Here is a 15,503-nt window from a genome sequence, read left to right as displayed (position 1 = left end):
GAACGGCGCGGCGGCGCCGCGGTACGCTCCCGGTGGCCCGCACGGGGCGCCGGTCCTCTCCGGCCTTCTCCCCGCCGGGCCCCGGGGCCGCACCGGCGCCGGAAGCGGTCGGATGTCCGACGGGTCCGCCCGGAGCGGGGCGGGCCTTTCACCGAGAGGGCGGTCCGGGATGGCCAGCAGGTTCACCGAGCTCGAGATCGACTGCGCCGACCCCGGCCGCCTCGCCCGGTTCTGGTGCTCGGTCCTCGGCTACGAGGTGCACGGCGAAGAGGAGGGCGGCCTGGTCGTCACGATCGGCCCGCCCGCGGGCCCCGGGGGCGGGGAGCGCGCCGGCCCGGTGCCGCCGGTGCTGACGTTCGCGCGGGTGCCCGAGGGCAAGACCGTCAAGAACAGGGTGCACATCGACGTCAGCCCGTCCGACAGGGAGCAGGACGAAGAGGTCCGCCGCCTGCTCGACCTGGGTGCACGGCACGCCGACGTCGGCCAGGGCGACGAGAGCTGGGTGGTCCTCGCCGACCCGGAGGGGAACGAGTTCTGCGTCCTGGCCCGCCGCCGCCCCTGACCGCCCGCCGCCCGCGATGAGGCCCGACGGCGCAGGGCGCCGGCCCGGGCCGGGGCGGACTCCACCGGCCCCTCCGCCCGCCCCTCCGCCCACGGCGGGGCGCTCCCCCGGATCCGGCCCTCGGGCCGCGCCCCGGGGCCGGCCACCCCGCCGGACCGGCCGCGGAGCGCCGAGGGGCGGGAGCGCGTCCGGTGCGGGTTCCGCGCGCCGAGCGCGGACGGCGGACCACCCGCACCGGTCGGAGGCGAGCGGCTCCGCCGGGCGGTGGTGGAGTGCGCACCACCATGGAGACGGGCGAGCGGAGTAGTGCCCGCCGCCCGCGCGCTGCGTAGCGTTGCCGGCATGTCGAACATCATCCGCCGCGCCGGCGCCGACACCCGCTACCTGATCACCGGGTTCCCCCTCGCTGTCGTCTCCTTCTGCCTGCTGGTGCCGGTGTTCGCCGCCGGGCTCGGCACCGCGGTGATCGTGGGCGGGCTGTTCGCGCTGGGCCTGGCCCTGATCATCGCGCGGGGGTTCGCCGCCGTCGAGCGGCAGGCGTCCGCGGAGGTGCTGGCCCGCCCCATCGACGCGCCGCGCTACCGGCGCCCGCCCGAGGGGGCCGGCTGGTTCCGCGCCGGGATCACCCCGCTGACCTGCGGGCAGAGCTGGATGGACCTGGGCCACGGCATCCTGCGCCTGCCGCTCGCGGTGGCCTCCTTCGCGATCACCGTCTCCTGGTGGGCGGTGGCCATCGGCGGCCTGCTCTACCCCGCCTACGGCTGGGCGCTGCACCGGATCCCCGGCAACCAGGGCCTGCCCGAGCTGCTCGGCCACGGCGGCGACCTGCGCACCGGGATCGCCTTCCACCTGGTGCTGGGCGCGCTCTTCGCGCTGCTGCTGCCCGTGGTGCTGCGCTTCCTCGCCCAGCTCAACGCGGGTTTCGCCAAGGCCTTCCTCTCCCCGGTCGCCCCGGTGCGGCCCGGCTCCGCGGGCCCGCCGCACCCGCCGTACCCGTACCCGCAGGCCCCCTCGGCCGACCCGGCCTCCGCCTACGCGATGCGCTGACCCCGCTCCCCGCGGCGCCCGGCCGGCCGTCCCGCCCCCGCAGGCGGCGACGGCCGGCCGGGCGCCGCCGTGCGCGCCCCGACCGCCGCCCCGCGGCCGGGCGGCGGTCCCGGACAGGCCGCACGCCGCCCTCCCGTGACCGGCGCCACTGCCCGCCCCCTTGCCTCCATATAGTGCACGCCGCCATAATGAAGTAAGCAATATATGAGGAGGCGCGCATGGCACTGCGCCGATCGGACCGGGACCTGACCGGGCTGACCGTTCTCGCGCTGCTGACGACCGGGCCCCGGCACACCTACGAGATGCACCGGATGATGGTCGGCACGCACAAGGACTTCGTCACCGGCCTGCCGCGGAGCATGTACCACGCGGTCGAGCGGCTGCACCGGGACGGCCTGGTCGAAGCGGTGGGGACGACCCGCGGCGGGGCCCGCCCCGAGCGCACCGTCTACGCGATCACCCCGGACGGGCGCGCCGCCCTGCGCGACCGGGAGCTGCGCCTGCTGCGCACCCCCGACCGGGACACCACGCCGCTCGTGGCGGCACTGTCCTTCCTCGGGGTGCTGCAGCCGGGCGAGGCCGCGGCCGCCCTGCGCGACCGGGTCAAGGACCTGGCCGAGCAGCACGCGGAGCTGGCCCGGGCCCTGGGTGAGGCGGAAGGGAGGCTGCCGCGCCTCCTCCTGATCGAGAACGAGTACGAGGCGGCCCGCATCGCCGCCGAGCGGGACTGGGTCTCGGCCCTGGCCGACGACCTGGACGCGGGAGGCCTCGATGCGCCCGCCGGCTTCGCCGGCCTGCCCGTTCCGGGATCCGACCCGGAGCCGCACGGCCCCGGAGCGGAGCCCCGCGGCGGCTGACCGTGAACGGGAGGCCCGCGGGCCCGGGCACGGCGGTCGCCCGCCCGGAAGTCGGCTCCGCCCACACGGGAGCGGGGCGCCCATCGAAAGGACCACCATGAAGATCCTCGTCATCGGAGCCGCCGGCCGGACCGGCCGGCTCGTCGTCGACCAGGCGGTCGGGCGTGGCCACACCGTGACCTCGCTGGCGCGCCGCCCGCTCCAGGGCCCGGGGCGCGCCCCGCAGGCCGAGGTCCGCGGCGACGCCACCGACCCGAAGGTCCTGCGCGAGGCGCTGCAGGGCCAGGACGCGGTCGTCTCCGCCGTGGGATCCAGCGCGATCCTGCGCGCCCTGATCCCCGCCATGGCCGAGGCCGGGGTGAAGCGCCTGGTGATGACCAGCAGCCGCTCCATCGTCGCCACCCGCCCCAAGGCGGTGGTGGCGGTGATGTGGATCCTGCTCCGCACCTCCTACGCCGACCTGGCCCGCGCCGAGGGCATGCTGGAGATGAGCGAGCTGGACTGGACCGTCGTGCGCGGCTCCATGCTCACCGACGACGCCGGGGCCGGGAAGGTGCACACCGACTTCGAGGCCGACGCCACCGGCGGCGACCACCGGCTCCCCCGCGCCGACTACGCGATGGCCCTGATCGACACGGCCGAGGACGACTCGCTGATCCGCCGGGCGGTCGGGGTCGGCGGGATCCGCACCGGCTCCCGCTCCAAGGGCGGCGCCAAGAGCAAGACCGGGTGACTCCGCCGCCTCCGGGCGCGCGGAAGGCCGGGGAGGGCGGGGCACCGGCGGGCCCCGCCCTCCCCGGCGCGGTTCAGCCCCGGCCGGGGGCGCCCTTCCCGGCCGGGGCGGCGGCTCAGCCCAGCCGCTCGGCGTACATCCGCTCCAGCTCGGCGGTGCGCTCCTCGGGCCAGGGGCGGCGCACCTCGCCGTGCACCGCGGCGAACAGGATCTCCAGCTGGGTCTGCCAGGCGGCCAGCGCGGTGGGCAGCGCCTCTGAGAGGCGGGCCGGGACGGTCTGCGCCAGCTCCACCCGGGTGCCGGTCTCGGGGGCGTGCACCAGCTCCCAGCGGACCGCTCCGGCCGGCTCCCCCTCGTGCAGCCAGGCGTATTCGAGCAGGTGCGGGGGTTCGGCCGCGGAGATCCGGCCCGGCGGCACGTAGGCGTTGGTGAACCCGGCCGGCGGCTCGCCCCCGGGCTCGGCGGACCCGCCGCCGGACAGGATCTCCCAGGCCTTCTCCACCGGAGCCCAGCCCAGGTCGCGGGCGAAGTGCACGGTGCCGCCGCCGTCCCCGCCCGGCCGCACCTCGCCCTGGTCGAGGCCGAACCGGGCGACGTAGCCCTCCACTCCTTCCAGCATCCCGCCGGGAGGGGCGGGCTCCGCGCCGGCCAGCCGGTCCTCCAGGGCGGCCAGGCAGGTGTCCCAGCCGTACGCGGCGCGCCCGGCGGTGAGCAGGCCCGGGGCGCCGCCGCCGACGGTGTGGGTGAACACCAGCAGGCAGCCTCCCTCCCCGTCGGGGAAGAGCTCGAAGCGGAGCACGTCCTGCTCCCAGGTGAAGGCGTGCACCCTGGGCGGGTCGTACTCCAGCACCTTCCCCGCGCCGCCGCCGTTCGGGTCCTCGCCGGGGAAGGCGAACCGTACCGGCGCGCCCGCGCGCGGCTCGGTCCGCACCTCGGCCGGGAACCAGTGCGCCAGTTCGGCGGGGTCGGACACCGCCCGCCACACCTTCTCCGGCGGGTGGGCGATCCGGCGCTCGAAGCGCAGTACCGGCTCCCCGCCGATGGTCCGCAGGACCGCCTTGGGCCGTTCCATCACGTGCTCCCCTTCCCGGGCGTGTCATCGGGCATGGCGTCCAGGCGCCGCTCCAGGGCGTCCAGCCGGTCCTCCCACAGCGCCCGGTAGGGGGCCAGCCAGGCGTCGAGCTCCTCCAGCGGCTCCGGGCGCAGTCGGTACCAGCGCCGCTGGGCGTCCGGGCGCACCTCGACCAGCCCGGCGTCGCGCAGCACCGCCAGGTGCTTGGAGACCGCGGGCTGGGTCAGCCGGAGCCGGTCGACCAGGTCGCCGACGCGCTGCTCTCCGGTGCGCAGGATGTCCAGGATCTGCCTGCGCCGCGGTTCGGCCAGCACCTCGAATACCATGCCGGCAATATAACCGAGATGGAATATAAGCGGAAGGGGTGCGCCGGACGGGAAGGGGCGCGGGCACCGCCGGAGCCGTCCTCTCCGGTGGTGCCCGCGCGGTTCAGGAGGCGGTCCGGCCGGCGCGCCGCCGCCGGGACAGGACCGCGATGGTGGCCGCGGTCGCCAGGAAGACCGCGGCGAGCGGCGGGAAGGCCCAGGTCGCCAGCCCCAGGCCGATGTTGGCGCCGATGACGGGCGCGGTCGCGATCGCCCACCACAGGCCGGCCATCACCGGGAGCGGCAGCAGGCAGACCAGCACCGGCCCCCACACCCGCTCGATCCGGCCGGTGGAGATCCCCCAGGCCAGCAGCGCCGCGGCGGCCAGCGCGACGGCGGCGCCGCCCAGGCCGGCCGCGTGCACCGCCCAGTCCGGGAGCGGCAGCGGCTCGACGGCGTACTCGGCCTCGCCGAGCGGATGGCCGTGGCGGGCGGCCGCCTCCTCGGGGGAGGTGCGGGCGGCCCACCAGGCCGCGGGGGCGGCCCCGGCCAGCAGGGCGATCCCTCCCGCCAGGGGGAGGGCGGGGTTCTTGCGGGAGCGGGTCCGCATCGTCTCGTCCATGTGCCCATCCTGTCGCGGCCGCCGTCGGGAGCGCGTGAGTACCGGTACTCAACGCCGGTTCCGCCGGTCCCGGTGCCGATCCCCCGGGCCGCACCGCTCCGCCGCCGGGCCGCCCGGATCTCCTCGGGGAAGAGGGGGATCGCGGCCCCGGCGGTCAGTCCTCCGGGGCCAGGGCGCCGAGCAGCGCGCGCAGTTCGGCCAGGGATCCGGGGGCCGAGGAATAGCAGATCTGGTTGCCGCGGCGCACCGAGGTGACCAGGCCGGCCTCGCGCAGCACCTTCAGGTGCTGGCTGATGGTGGGCTGGCTGACGTCGAAGACCTCGGCGAAGTCGCAGGCGCAGGTGTCGGGGGTGCGGGCGAGCCGGCGGAGGATCCCCAGGCGCACCGGGTGGCCCAGGGCGCGGAACCGCCGGACGGCGGACTCGTCGCCGGCGGAGGCGGTGTCCGTGTCCGGGGCGGCGGGGGCGGCGGTGGAAGGCACGTTGACAGGGTATCGCGCGCACTCTATATAGTCAGAGGACTAAATAGGCGATTCCCTATATTCCCGCCGCGCGGCGGGGACAGGAGGCAAGGCCATGGCCGCACGGGTGAACGGCGTCAACGAACTCGTCCTGGAGGTCAAGGACCTGCAGGCCGCGGAGCGCTTCTACAGCGGGGTGCTCGACTTCCCCGTCATCGAGCGCTGGTCCGGCCCGCAGTGGAACCACCGCGAAGCGGTGTGGGTCCTGGCCGGCACCACCCGCATCGGGCTCTGGCGCCCCCAGATCGGCATCTCCCGCGGGCGCGGCGGCGTGCACGTCCACTACGCCGTGCACGTCGACCGGGAGGAGTACCCGGGCATCGTCGAGCGGATCCGCTCCCACGGCCACACCGTCGACGAGGTCGAGTTCGGAGGTCGGACCCGCTCCGCCTACGTCACCGACCCCGACGGGAACGTCGTGGAGTTCTGGGACTGGGACGTCGCCAAGGGCAGCGCGGGCCCGCCCGTGGCGCTGACCGAGGGCATCTACGGCCTCTGACCGCACCGGTGGGGGCGGCCCGCGCGGGCCGCCCCCACCGCCTCACCTGCCCATCTCCTCCAGGGTCTTGCCCTTCGTCTCGGCGACGTAGCGGAGCACGAAGAAGAACGACAGCACCGCGAAGGCGGTGTAGAGCATGTACGTGCCGGGCAGGTTCCAGTCCCGCAGCGCCGGGAAGGTGACGGTGACCAGCCAGTTGGCGATCCACTGGGTCGCCGTGGCCACCGCCATCGCGGCCGCGCGGATGCGCAGCGGGAACATCTCGCCGAGCAGCACCCAGGTCACCACGCCCCAGGACAGCGCGAAGAACAGCACGAACGCACTGGCCGAGGTGAGCGCCACCGCGCCCCACAGGAACGGCAGCGACGCCTGCGCCTCCACCACCTCGGCGTGGGAGAAGGCGTAGCCGGTCACCGCCAGGGCCACCGCCATGCCCGCCGAGCCGACCAGCAGCAGCGGCCTGCGGCCGATCCGGTCCACCAGGCCGATGGCGATGAAGGTGCCCACGATGTTCACCACCGAGGTGAACAGGCTCAGCAGCAGCGAGTCGCTCTCGTTCACCCCCACCGACCGCCACAGCGACGACGAGTAGTAGAAGATGACGTTGATCCCCACCAGCTGCTGGAACGCCGAGATCGCCATGCCGGTCCACACGATCGGCAGCAGCAGGAACGGGCCCCGCAGGTCGCTCAGCCTCGGCTTGACCTCCGTCCCCAGGGCGTCCCGGATCTCGGCGATGCGCCCCTCCACGTCGCCGCCCTCCACCTCGGCCAGCACCGCGCGGGCCCGGTCCGTCCGCCCCACCCGCACCAGGTAGCGCGGCGACTCCGGGATGACCAGCGACAGCAGGATGTACAGCAGCGCCGGGGCCGCCTCCGCCCCCAGCATCCACTGCCAGGCCTCCAGCGGGCCGAGCCGGCCCAGCGCACTGCCGCCCGCCAGCGCCGCCAGCGCGTAGTTGACCAGCTGGGAGACGGCGATGCCGAGCACGATCGCCAGCTGCTGCATCGACGCCAGCCGCCCCCGGTAGGCCGCCGGAGACACCTCGGCGATGTAGGTCGGCGCGATCACCGAGGCGATGCCGATCGCGATGCCGCCCACCACCCGCCAGATCGCCAGGTCCCAGATGGCGAACGGCAGCGCCGAACCCACCGCGCTGACCACGAACAGCACCCCGGCCAGCTGCATGACGCGGATCCGGCCGATCCGGTCGGCCGCGCCGCCGGCGATGCCGGCGCCCACCGCCGAACCGAGCAGCGCCGCCGCCACGGTCAGCCCGGTGACGCCCGCCCCCACCCCGAACCGCTCCTGGACGGCGTCGACCGCGCCGTTGATCACCGAGCTGTCGTAGCCGAACAGGAACCCGCCCATGGCCGCGGCCCCGGCGATCAGCAACACGTGGGCGAGGCTGGCCTCGGAGCCCCCCTCCGAGGGGCGAGAATCGGATCCGGCCACGGCCGCTCCTCCTCGGGTCGTCACGTCTCGGGTGGTCACGTCGGGGGCGCGGTCGCGGCCCCGCCGGGACCCATGGTGGCGGCGGAGCTCGCCGCGGCGGCCGAGCCGCGCGGCGTGTTGCCGTACACAGCCGGGAAGATTGCCGTTTCCCGACGGCCCGCCGGAGGCCATGCTGGACTCCGGCCCCGCGGGACCGGGGCCGGCCACGACCGATGAGGAGGCGCCCATGCCCGGGCAGCTGGACCTGCACGCGACCGCCATGGCGGAGTTCGACCGCCGCATGCACCTGATCGGCGGCGCCGACTGGCACCGCCCCACCCCGTGCGAGGAGTGGGACGTCCGAGCGCTCGTCGCCCACCTCGTCTCCGAGCAGCTGTGGGTGCCGCACCTGCTCGACGGCGGGACCATCGCCGAGGCCCAGGGGCGCTTCGACGGCGATGTGCTGGGCTCCGACCCCGTCGCCGCCTGGGAGGAGGCGTCCCGGGCGGCGCGCACCGCCTGGCTGGAGCCGGGCGCCCTGGAGCGCACCGTGCACCTGTCCTTCGGCGACGCCCCCGGCAGCCTCTACCTCTGGCAGATGACCTTCGACCTCGCCGTGCACGCCTGGGACCTGGCCCAGGGGATCGGCGCGGACGCCACCCTCGACCCGGGCCTGGTCCGCGACCTGATCGACTCCGAGCGGTTCGAGGAGGAGATCGGCGCGGTCCAGGACGGCGGAGGCGCCGGCATCTTCGCCCCGGAGAAGTCGGTCCCCAACGACGCCGGCCCCCAGCAGATCCTGCTGGCCCGCACCGGACGGACGCCCTGACGGCGAGCGGATCTTGACGGCGGGCGGGCCCTGACGGCGGGCGGGCCCTGACGGCAAAGCCGCCCGGAAGCACGGACCGACCCAGGGCGCCGGCCGGTCAGGGCTCCACGGGGCCGGGGTTCGAGCAGGCGGCGAGGGCCGGAGGGCGTGCCGGCCGGTCGGTCGGGCGCGGCGCCTCGCGGAGCGAAGGTCAAGGCGGGCGGCGACGGCGGGAGGGGGACCGGCCGGTCGGTCAGGTGCGGCGCCCCACGGGGCGGAGGTTCAAGCGGGCGGCGACGAGGGGAAGGGGGCGTGCCGGCCGGTCGGTCGGGCGCGGCGCCTCGCGGAGCGGAGGTTCAGGCCGGCGGCGACGGCGAAGGTAGGGGCGGGACGAGGGTGGTCGCCCGGGTGCGGCGCCTCACGGGGCCGGGGTTCAAGCGGGCAGCGAAGGCGGGGAGAGGGACCGGCCGGTCGGTCGGGCGCGGCGCCTCGCGGAGCGGGGGTTCAAGCAGGCGGCGAAGGCGGCAGTGGGCCGGGCGCCGCGTTCACCGGCCCGGCCCGGTGCGCGCTCCCGCCAGGGGGTGGCCTTATCCCCTATGCCGGGTTCGCGGCGGGGACCGGGCAGGGGCGGGGGCGCCCTGCGCACCGCGAGAGCACCCCGATTACATCTACCAGCGAGTAGTAAGCCCCCAGGCCCCCACCACCCCCTCGCCGATCACCCAGAGTGGCCAAGGCGGGTCCTCCCCGCAGGGCAAAAGCGACATTCCGCCCCCGCCCCTGCTCTTCCCGGGTTCCGGCCCCCTGCTTTGCGGCCTTGCGGGCGGCTCGAACCCCCGAACACCGGCCCGATCAGAGCCATTCGGGCCGCCAGGGGCCTGTTCCGGGCCGGGATGCGCGCCCGGGAATCACCGGGGTGCTCTCGCGATGCGCAGGGCACCCCACCCAACCATCACCCTAAGTATTCACCCAGGTCAGAGAGGTGCAGCGGTTTCAAGGGCGGCCGGCCCCGGCGCCCGGGCGACGCGGGCACGGCGAACTCGCCGCCCCGGCCCACCCCGACCGCCCCCACCCGCTCTGCCGCACCCGACCGACCGGCCGGTGCCCACCACCGCCCTCGCCGCCCGCTTGAACCCTCACCCCGCGGGGCGCCGCGCCGGACCGACCGGCCGGCCGGTCCCCCTCCCCGCCCTCGCCGCCTGCTTGAACCCTCACCCCGTGGGGCGCCGCGCCCGGGCGACCGCCCCCGCCCCGCCCCTACCGCTGCCGTCGCCGCCCGTCTTGACCTTCGCTCTGCGGGGTGCCGCACCCGACCGACCGGCCGGTCCCCCACTGCCGCCTTCGCTGCCCGCTTGAACCCCCGCCCCGCGAGGTGCCGCGCCCGGGCGATCGCCTCCGCCCTGCCCCTACCTTCGCCGTCGCTGCCTGCTTGAACACTCACTCCGTGGGGCGCCGCGCTCGGTCGGAGCGCCCGACCCCGCCCCCGCCTCCAGGTGTCCCGTTTCCACTGATGGCGAAGGCGTTTGCCGTCGAGTGATCGTTGCAACGAAGGACTCGTCGAGGGCTTCGGCCTGGACGGCTCAGCCCAGGCTCTGGCAGGTGGGGCGGTGCCGGGAGGCCGGAAAGGGCCGGTACGGCCCCTCCGGCCTGCGGAGAGGCGGTCAGCTCGGGGACCAGGACGGGTCACGGCCGCTGAAGCCGAGGAGGCGGTCGAAGTCCGGCGCGCCCTCGGGCACCGGGACGCGGGGGCCGAAGAGCCCCTGCCGGGCCTGCGGGTCGTCCGGGACGCTCATCGCGAAGGCCAGGCAGGCGCGGGCGTCCTCCGGGGCGCACCGGTAGGGCAGGCCGGTGGCCGAGGCCAGGTCCCAGGCGTGCAGCACCAGCTCGTTCAGGGCCACCACGCCCGCCTCACCGCCGGCCAGGTCGACCCCGCCGGCGGTGGTGCGGCCCTGCCAGGCGGCGGGGTCACGCCACGCCGCGACCAGGTCGTCCAGGCGCTCGGGGAGCACACGCCGCCAGTCCGGCGGGAGGTCGGCGATCGACGGCTCCGGGGGCGGGCCCTCCACCGGGGCCGGCTTCTTCTCGGCGGCGAGCCGGAAGGCGAGCGTCAGCATCAGCACGTGGGCGAGCAGGTCGCCCACGGTGCTCCCGGCGCACGGCGTGGGCGAGGCGAGGTCGTCCTCGCCGATCCCCGCCGCCACGGCCGCCATCTGCTCCGCCGCCGCTGCCAGGTCCGGGCGGGAGTCCATGGTGGTGCTCCTCTCGATGGGGACATCTCACCACTGGGACCGCCCCGGCCCCTGGAACTCATCGCTCCGGGCGCCGGGGCGTTTCCGCCCCGGGGCGGTCAGGAGCGTGGGGGCAGGCGGAGGGAGGCGCGCTGCTTCCACTCCGGGCTCCACCCGGCGCTGTCCGAGACGCCCGGAGGCAGCGGCGGAAGGAAGTCGGCGCCGGGCGGGGTCTGCGGCCCGGCTGCGTCCTCTCCGGCGGCGGGGGCCGGGGCGCCGTCGTGCGGGCCGACCGGCGCCTCGGCCGCCACCGGGGCGGGGGCGGGGACGGGTTCCCCGACCGGCCCGGCGGGGCCCTCCGGGCCCGGCTGCGCCGGGGCGGGCTCCGGTGCCCGGGCCGCCTCCGGGGGAAGGCCGAGCAGCTCGCCCATCCGCTCCGCGATCGCGTCCACCGCCTCGTCGAAGGGGACGGCGTTCTCCCCCTCGGCGGAGGCCGGGGCGGACTCCGGCGCGGGGGCGCCCTGCGGGGCCTCCGCGCCGCCCCCGGCGGAACCCGCCTGCAGCGGGTGCACCACGGCGCCGGCGGGGTGGATCCTGGACCACCAGGCCGCGGCCTGCTCGGTCGAGATCTCCTCCTCGACCTCCAGCCACCCTGCGATGTGCGGGTGCCGGCGGCCCGCCCGCCAGCTGTGCGGCAGCGAGATCGGCTCCAGGACCAGGGCGCGCTCGCCGTCCACGACCGGGACGGCCGCCGGCGGCGCCTCGTTGCCCACCCAGGAGCCGTCCGCGCCGACCAGGTCCCACACCCCCTGCACGATGTCGGCCTGGGGGTCCTTCTCCGCGTCGCGGAAGGCGGCGACCCAGGCCGGGTGCGGCCGGTCGCCGGGGACGCCCCGCCCCTCGGCGCCGATCAGGGCGTCGGCGAGCAGCACGTGCAGCTGGAAGTTGTCGGCGACGCCGTCGAAGCGGACCCGGAAGCCGCGGCCCGAGGCGCGGTCCAGCACCAGGGCCCGGTCGGCCCCCGCCATCCGCAGCAGCTCGTGGACCTCGCCGTACTCCTCGATGTGCGCGGAGAGGTTCTGCGCGATGGTGGTGAGCTCGCCGAGCATCTCCGGCTCGGCGCGCAGAGCGGCGCGCACCCCCGCGTCGTTCAGCATGGTCTTGGCCGCCAGGCCGTAGCGCTGGGAGACCCACCAGCACATGGTCATGCTCGCGGCCATGCTCGCCGGGTCGGCGACCTCGAACTCCGGCCGGGCCAGGTACTCGGCGACCGGCCGCTCGGAGTCGGCGGTGACCTCGTCGGGGGCCGGCGGCTTCTGCCCGGCCTCCTCCCAGGCGGCCCGGAACAGGTCGGCGCCCTTGCCGTTCTCGGAGAGCTGGCGCATGACCTCCACCCCGGCGGCGCCGGCCGGGGTGTCGTTCTCCACCAGCGCGCCGCAGAGGATGGCGACCTCCACGGCGACCCCCGGCGACCAGCGGTGCTCGGTCAGGGTGCGGGCCAGCGCGTCGATCCCCTCGGTCCGCACCTCCCGGGAGACGTGCGGGGCGGCGCGGAAGACCTCGGCCATGGCCATGCGCAGTTCGTGGGGGCGGCTCTCGGCGACTTCTGCCACGTTGCCGACGGCGGTGCGGAACTCTTGAATCACCCGCCGCATCCTGCCACACCGGAGCGACGTCCACTCGGCGACCCCGGAACAGCGGCCGGATGCGGCCCGTGGTCTTCGACACGCGGGCCCACCTGCGGCGCACAAAACCGGGGCGGGTTCTTTGTCGCCGTCCGCGGATGCGCGGCCGCACCGCCATGCCCAAAGATCGTCGCCATGGCCGATTTCGAACCACTCGCCGCCAAGTCCCTGCGCCGGGAGCCGCTCACCCGCGACGAGCTGCTGTCCGTGCTCACCAGCACCGACGACGAGCTGCTCGACCTGGTCGCGGCCGCCTCCCGGCCCCGGACCCGCTACTTCGGGCGGACCGTCAAACTCAACTACCTGGTGAACCTGAAGAGCGGGCTGTGCCCGGAGGACTGCGGGTACTGCTCCCAGCGGCTGGGCTCCTCCGCCGACATCGTGACCTATACCTGGCTCAAACCGGAGGAGACCCGGGACGCGGTGGCCGGCGGCGTGCGGGCCGGCGCCGCCCGGGTCTGCCTGGTGGCCAGCGGGCGCGGCCCCACCGACCGGGACATCCGGCGGCTGGCGCCCACCATCGAGAAGATCAAGGCCGACCACCCGGGCGTGGAGGTCTGCGCCTGCCTGGGCCTGCTCTCCGACGGCCAGGCCGACGAGCTGCGCCGGGCCGGCGCCGACGCCTACAACCACAACCTCAACACCTCCGGCGAGCGCTACGCCGACATCTGCAGCACGCACACCTTCGACGACCGGGTGGACACCGTGTCCAAGGCCAAGCAGGCCGGGCTGTCCCCCTGCTCCGGGCTGATCGCCGGCATGGGCGAGTCCGAGGGAGACATCGCCGACGCGCTGCTGGCCCTGCGCGAGCTGGACCCCGACTCGGTCCCGGTGAACTTCCTCATCCCCTTCGAGGGCACCCCGCTGGCCGGGCGCTGGGACCTCACCCCGCAGCACTGCCTGCGCATCCTCTCCGCGGCCCGGCTGCTCTTCCCCGACACCGAGGTGCGGCTGGCCGCCGGGCGCGAGGTGCACCTGCGCAGCCTGCAGGCGCTGGCGCTGTACGTGGTCAACTCGATCTTCCTCGGCGACTACCTGACCAGCGAGGGCCAGGCCGGCAAGGCCGACCTGGAGATGATCCGCGACGCCGGGTTCACCGTGCTGGGCGCCGGGCCCGAGCAGGAGGACGGCGGGGGCGAGCGCCCCGACCTGGTCCGCGCCCGCCGCCGCGGCGCCGGCACCGACCTGCCGCCCAACGCCTGATCCCCGCCCGGGGCGCCCGCGCGGGCGCCCCGGGCGTGCGGCCCGCGACCGCTAGGCCCTGGGCGGCGCCGGCCCGGGGCGGGCCCCGTCCCCGCCTCGCGGGGGCGGGTTTCCGGCCGCTTCTCCGCGGGGCATAGGGTTCCTCTCCGTGCAGATCACCCTTGAAGAGACGAGCTGGGACGATCCGGTCGGAGTGCGGCTCCGGGCCGACCAGGAGCGGGAGACCATCGAGCGGTACGGCGCCGACCTCGAGCTCGGTCCCAAGCCCTCCGGCGGAGACGTGTCCGTCTTCCTGATGGCGGCCGAGGGCCGCAGCGGTGAGCCCGTGGGCTGCGGCGCCCTGCGCCGGCTGGACTCGGAGTCCTTCGAGGTCAAGCGGATGTACGTGGTGCCGGAGTGGCGCGGCCGGCGCATCGGCGAGGTGCTGCTGCGCGCCCTGGAGCGCTACGCGGCCGACGCCGGGGCCGTCATCATGCGCCTGGAGACCGGGGCGGAGCAGCCGGAGGCGATCCGGCTGTACGAGCGGTGCGGCTACTACCGGATCGACCGCTTCGGCCACTACGCGGACTGCGCGGCGAGCATCTGCTACGAGCGGAAGCTCATCGACTGACCGCCGCCCCCGGAACCGGTGCGCCGCTCCCGTTCCGGGGAACCCTGGAAGGGGAGGCGGAACCGGCACGGGAAGGGGCGCGGATGGCGGCCGGCGGCGACCTGGTCTGGTACGCGAGCTACGGGGCCAACACCGACCGGGGGCGGTTCTCCTGCTACGTCTCCGGCGGGGCGCCGCCGGGCGGGACGCGGGAGAACCCGGGGTGCAGGAACCGGACGCCGCCGCGGGCCGAGGCCGCGGTGTGGCTGGCCGGCGGGGTCCACTTCGGCCTGGAGTCGCCGATGTGGGGCGGCGGCCTGGCGATGCTCGACCCGGGGCTGCCGGGCGCGGCGCCGGCCAGGGCCTACCTGGTCACCGCGGAGCAGTTCGCCGACATCGCCGCGCAGGAGATGTACCGCTCCCCCGGCGACGGCCCCGATCCGCGCGCCGCGCTGCGCACCGGCCGGGCGGTCCTCGGCCCCGGCCGGTACGAGACGCTGCTGTACTGCGGCGACATCGCCGGCCGCCCGGTGCTGACCTTCACCGCGCACTGGGGCGCCGCCGACACCGAGCCGACCGCCCCCTCCGCCGGGTACCTGGCGGTGATCGGCTCCGGGCTGGAGGCCGCCCACCGGTGGGGGCCGCGCCGCACCGGCGACTACCTGGCCTCCCGGCCGGGGGCCGCGGGGCGGTGGACCGGCGGGGACGTGGCGGCGCTGCTCGCCGCCGGCTGAAAAACCCGTTGCGCGCCGGGCGGGCCGGGGGTTTCAATCGTCGGTGCGGGCGCAGTGCGTCCCGCACTTTCCGATTCTTCCCGTTGAGCAGCGAGGATGTCGTCTGTATGTGCAGTCAGTGGTGGGGTGCCCCCCGGGCCGTGTCGAGCGCCGTCGTCTCTCCGCGAGGGGCTTGACCACTGCCGGAACCGGAGGCCCGGGAGGGCTCCGGGAAGTGAGGGCCCGCGCGGAGGGGCGGGCGGCGCCGTGTGACCGGTACCGCTCGACACTCGGCAAGGAGCCACTGATCGTGTCCAGACGACGCGACGAAAACCGACGACCGCGCTTCCGCCAGGAGGCCGATTCCTTCCGCTGCGTCCACTGCCGCCTCGACGTCCCGTTGAGCGCGCCGGGGACGCGGCACCGCAACCACTGCCCGAACTGCCTGCACAGCAAGCACGTCGACGACCGCGTCCCGGGCGACCGGGCCTCCGAGTGCCACGCGCGCATGGAGCCCATCGCCATCTCGGTGCGCGGCGGCGGCGAATGGGTGATCATCCACCGCTGCTCCGGGTGCGACGCGCTCAGCGCCAACCGCAGCGCCGGGGACGACAACCCGCTGATGCTGA

At 75.8% G+C, this 15,503-nt stretch carries 17 protein-coding genes; 10 read left to right on the top strand and 7 right to left on the bottom strand.

All coding sequences use genetic code 11. From position 1 onward, the window contains the following. Positions 1–169: 169 nt before the first annotated feature. The 4 genes from D459_RS0104020 (at position 170) to D459_RS30680 (ending at position 3,199) form a co-directional block, all read left to right on the top strand. Positions 170–562 (top strand): VOC family protein, encoded by a 393-nt coding sequence (locus D459_RS0104020; RefSeq protein ID WP_017591712.1) that lies wholly within the window; start codon positions 170–172, stop codon positions 560–562. A gap of 342 nt (positions 563–904) precedes the next feature. Beyond that, positions 905–1,609, top strand: coding sequence for a sensor domain-containing protein (locus tag D459_RS0104015; RefSeq protein ID WP_017591711.1), 705 nt, complete (start codon positions 905–907; stop codon positions 1,607–1,609). Between the two features lie 218 nt (positions 1,610–1,827). Next, positions 1,828–2,466 (top strand): PadR family transcriptional regulator, encoded by a 639-nt coding sequence (locus D459_RS0104010; RefSeq protein WP_017591710.1) that lies wholly within the window; start codon positions 1,828–1,830, stop codon positions 2,464–2,466. A 97-nt stretch (positions 2,467–2,563) separates the two neighbouring features. Then, positions 2,564–3,199, top strand: coding sequence for an NAD(P)-dependent oxidoreductase (locus D459_RS30680; protein ID WP_017591709.1), 636 nt, complete (start codon positions 2,564–2,566; stop codon positions 3,197–3,199). A gap of 115 nt (positions 3,200–3,314) precedes the next feature. On the opposite strand, the gene D459_RS0104000 is transcribed toward D459_RS30680, so the two are convergent. The 4 genes from D459_RS0104000 to D459_RS0103985 form a co-directional block, all read right to left on the bottom strand. After that, entirely contained in the window at positions 3,315–4,271 is a 957-nt protein-coding gene (locus D459_RS0104000; RefSeq protein ID WP_017591708.1) for an SRPBCC family protein, read from the bottom strand. Next, the gene (locus D459_RS0103995) at positions 4,271–4,597 is read right to left on the bottom strand and encodes an ArsR/SmtB family transcription factor (RefSeq protein WP_017591707.1); all 327 of its coding nucleotides are present in this window, start codon (positions 4,595–4,597) and stop codon (positions 4,271–4,273) included. Before D459_RS0103995 ends, D459_RS0104000 begins: the two co-directional genes overlap by 1 nt. Positions 4,598–4,700: 103 nt before the next feature. Further along, on the bottom strand, positions 4,701–5,198 hold the full coding sequence (locus D459_RS0103990; protein WP_017591706.1) for a hypothetical protein: 498 nt from the start codon (positions 5,196–5,198) through the stop codon (positions 4,701–4,703). A gap of 154 nt (positions 5,199–5,352) precedes the next feature. Beyond that, positions 5,353–5,679, bottom strand: a complete 327-nt coding sequence (locus D459_RS0103985) for an ArsR/SmtB family transcription factor (RefSeq protein ID WP_017591705.1) — start codon at positions 5,677–5,679, stop codon at positions 5,353–5,355. Positions 5,680–5,773: 94 nt separating this feature from the next. On the opposite strand from D459_RS0103985, the gene D459_RS0103980 reads away from it, so the two are divergent. Further along, entirely contained in the window at positions 5,774–6,217 is a 444-nt protein-coding gene (locus D459_RS0103980) for a VOC family protein (protein ID WP_017591704.1), read from the top strand. Positions 6,218–6,259: 42 nt separating this feature from the next. Here D459_RS0103980 and D459_RS0103975 read toward each other — a convergent pair whose 3' ends face one another. Beyond that, the gene (locus D459_RS0103975) at positions 6,260–7,672 is read right to left on the bottom strand and encodes a sugar porter family MFS transporter (protein WP_017591703.1); all 1,413 of its coding nucleotides are present in this window, start codon (positions 7,670–7,672) and stop codon (positions 6,260–6,262) included. A 226-nt stretch (positions 7,673–7,898) separates the two neighbouring features. Here D459_RS0103975 and D459_RS0103970 point away from each other — a divergent pair, with 226 nt between their 5' ends. After that, the gene (locus D459_RS0103970) at positions 7,899–8,480 is read left to right on the top strand and encodes a TIGR03086 family metal-binding protein (RefSeq protein WP_026120035.1); all 582 of its coding nucleotides are present in this window, start codon (positions 7,899–7,901) and stop codon (positions 8,478–8,480) included. Between the two features lie 1,637 nt (positions 8,481–10,117). Here D459_RS0103970 and D459_RS0103965 read toward each other — a convergent pair. Together D459_RS0103965 and D459_RS0103960 are read right to left on the bottom strand one after the other, a co-directional pair. Continuing rightward, on the bottom strand, positions 10,118–10,705 hold the full coding sequence (locus D459_RS0103965; RefSeq protein WP_017591701.1) for a TIGR03086 family metal-binding protein: 588 nt from the start codon (positions 10,703–10,705) through the stop codon (positions 10,118–10,120). 98 nt (positions 10,706–10,803) lie between these two features. Beyond that, a complete protein-coding gene (locus D459_RS0103960) occupies positions 10,804–12,339 on the bottom strand; it encodes a hypothetical protein (protein WP_017591700.1) in 1,536 nt (511 codons plus the stop codon). A gap of 165 nt (positions 12,340–12,504) precedes the next feature. Here D459_RS0103960 and bioB point away from each other — a divergent pair, with 165 nt between their 5' ends. From bioB to D459_RS0103940, 4 genes are all read left to right on the top strand, one after another. Then, a complete protein-coding gene (bioB, locus tag D459_RS0103955; RefSeq protein ID WP_017591699.1) occupies positions 12,505–13,572 on the top strand; it encodes a biotin synthase BioB in 1,068 nt (355 codons plus the stop codon). A 148-nt stretch (positions 13,573–13,720) separates the two neighbouring features. Next, positions 13,721–14,182, top strand: coding sequence for a GNAT family N-acetyltransferase (locus D459_RS0103950; RefSeq protein WP_026120034.1), 462 nt, complete (start codon positions 13,721–13,723; stop codon positions 14,180–14,182). Between the two features lie 83 nt (positions 14,183–14,265). Continuing rightward, a complete protein-coding gene (locus D459_RS0103945; protein ID WP_017591697.1) occupies positions 14,266–14,895 on the top strand; it encodes a hypothetical protein in 630 nt (209 codons plus the stop codon). A gap of 289 nt (positions 14,896–15,184) precedes the next feature. Further along, positions 15,185–15,503, top strand: a 319-nt coding sequence (locus tag D459_RS0103940) for an RNHCP domain-containing protein (protein WP_081620440.1), incomplete at its 3' end; no start/stop codon positions are given.

The organism is Nocardiopsis potens DSM 45234, assembly GCF_000341105.1.
Lineage (GTDB): Bacteria > Actinomycetota > Actinomycetes > Streptosporangiales > Streptosporangiaceae > Nocardiopsis_A > Nocardiopsis_A potens.
The sequence above is the reverse complement of the archived record's forward strand: the minus strand, read 5'-3'. Positions and strand labels throughout refer to the sequence as shown.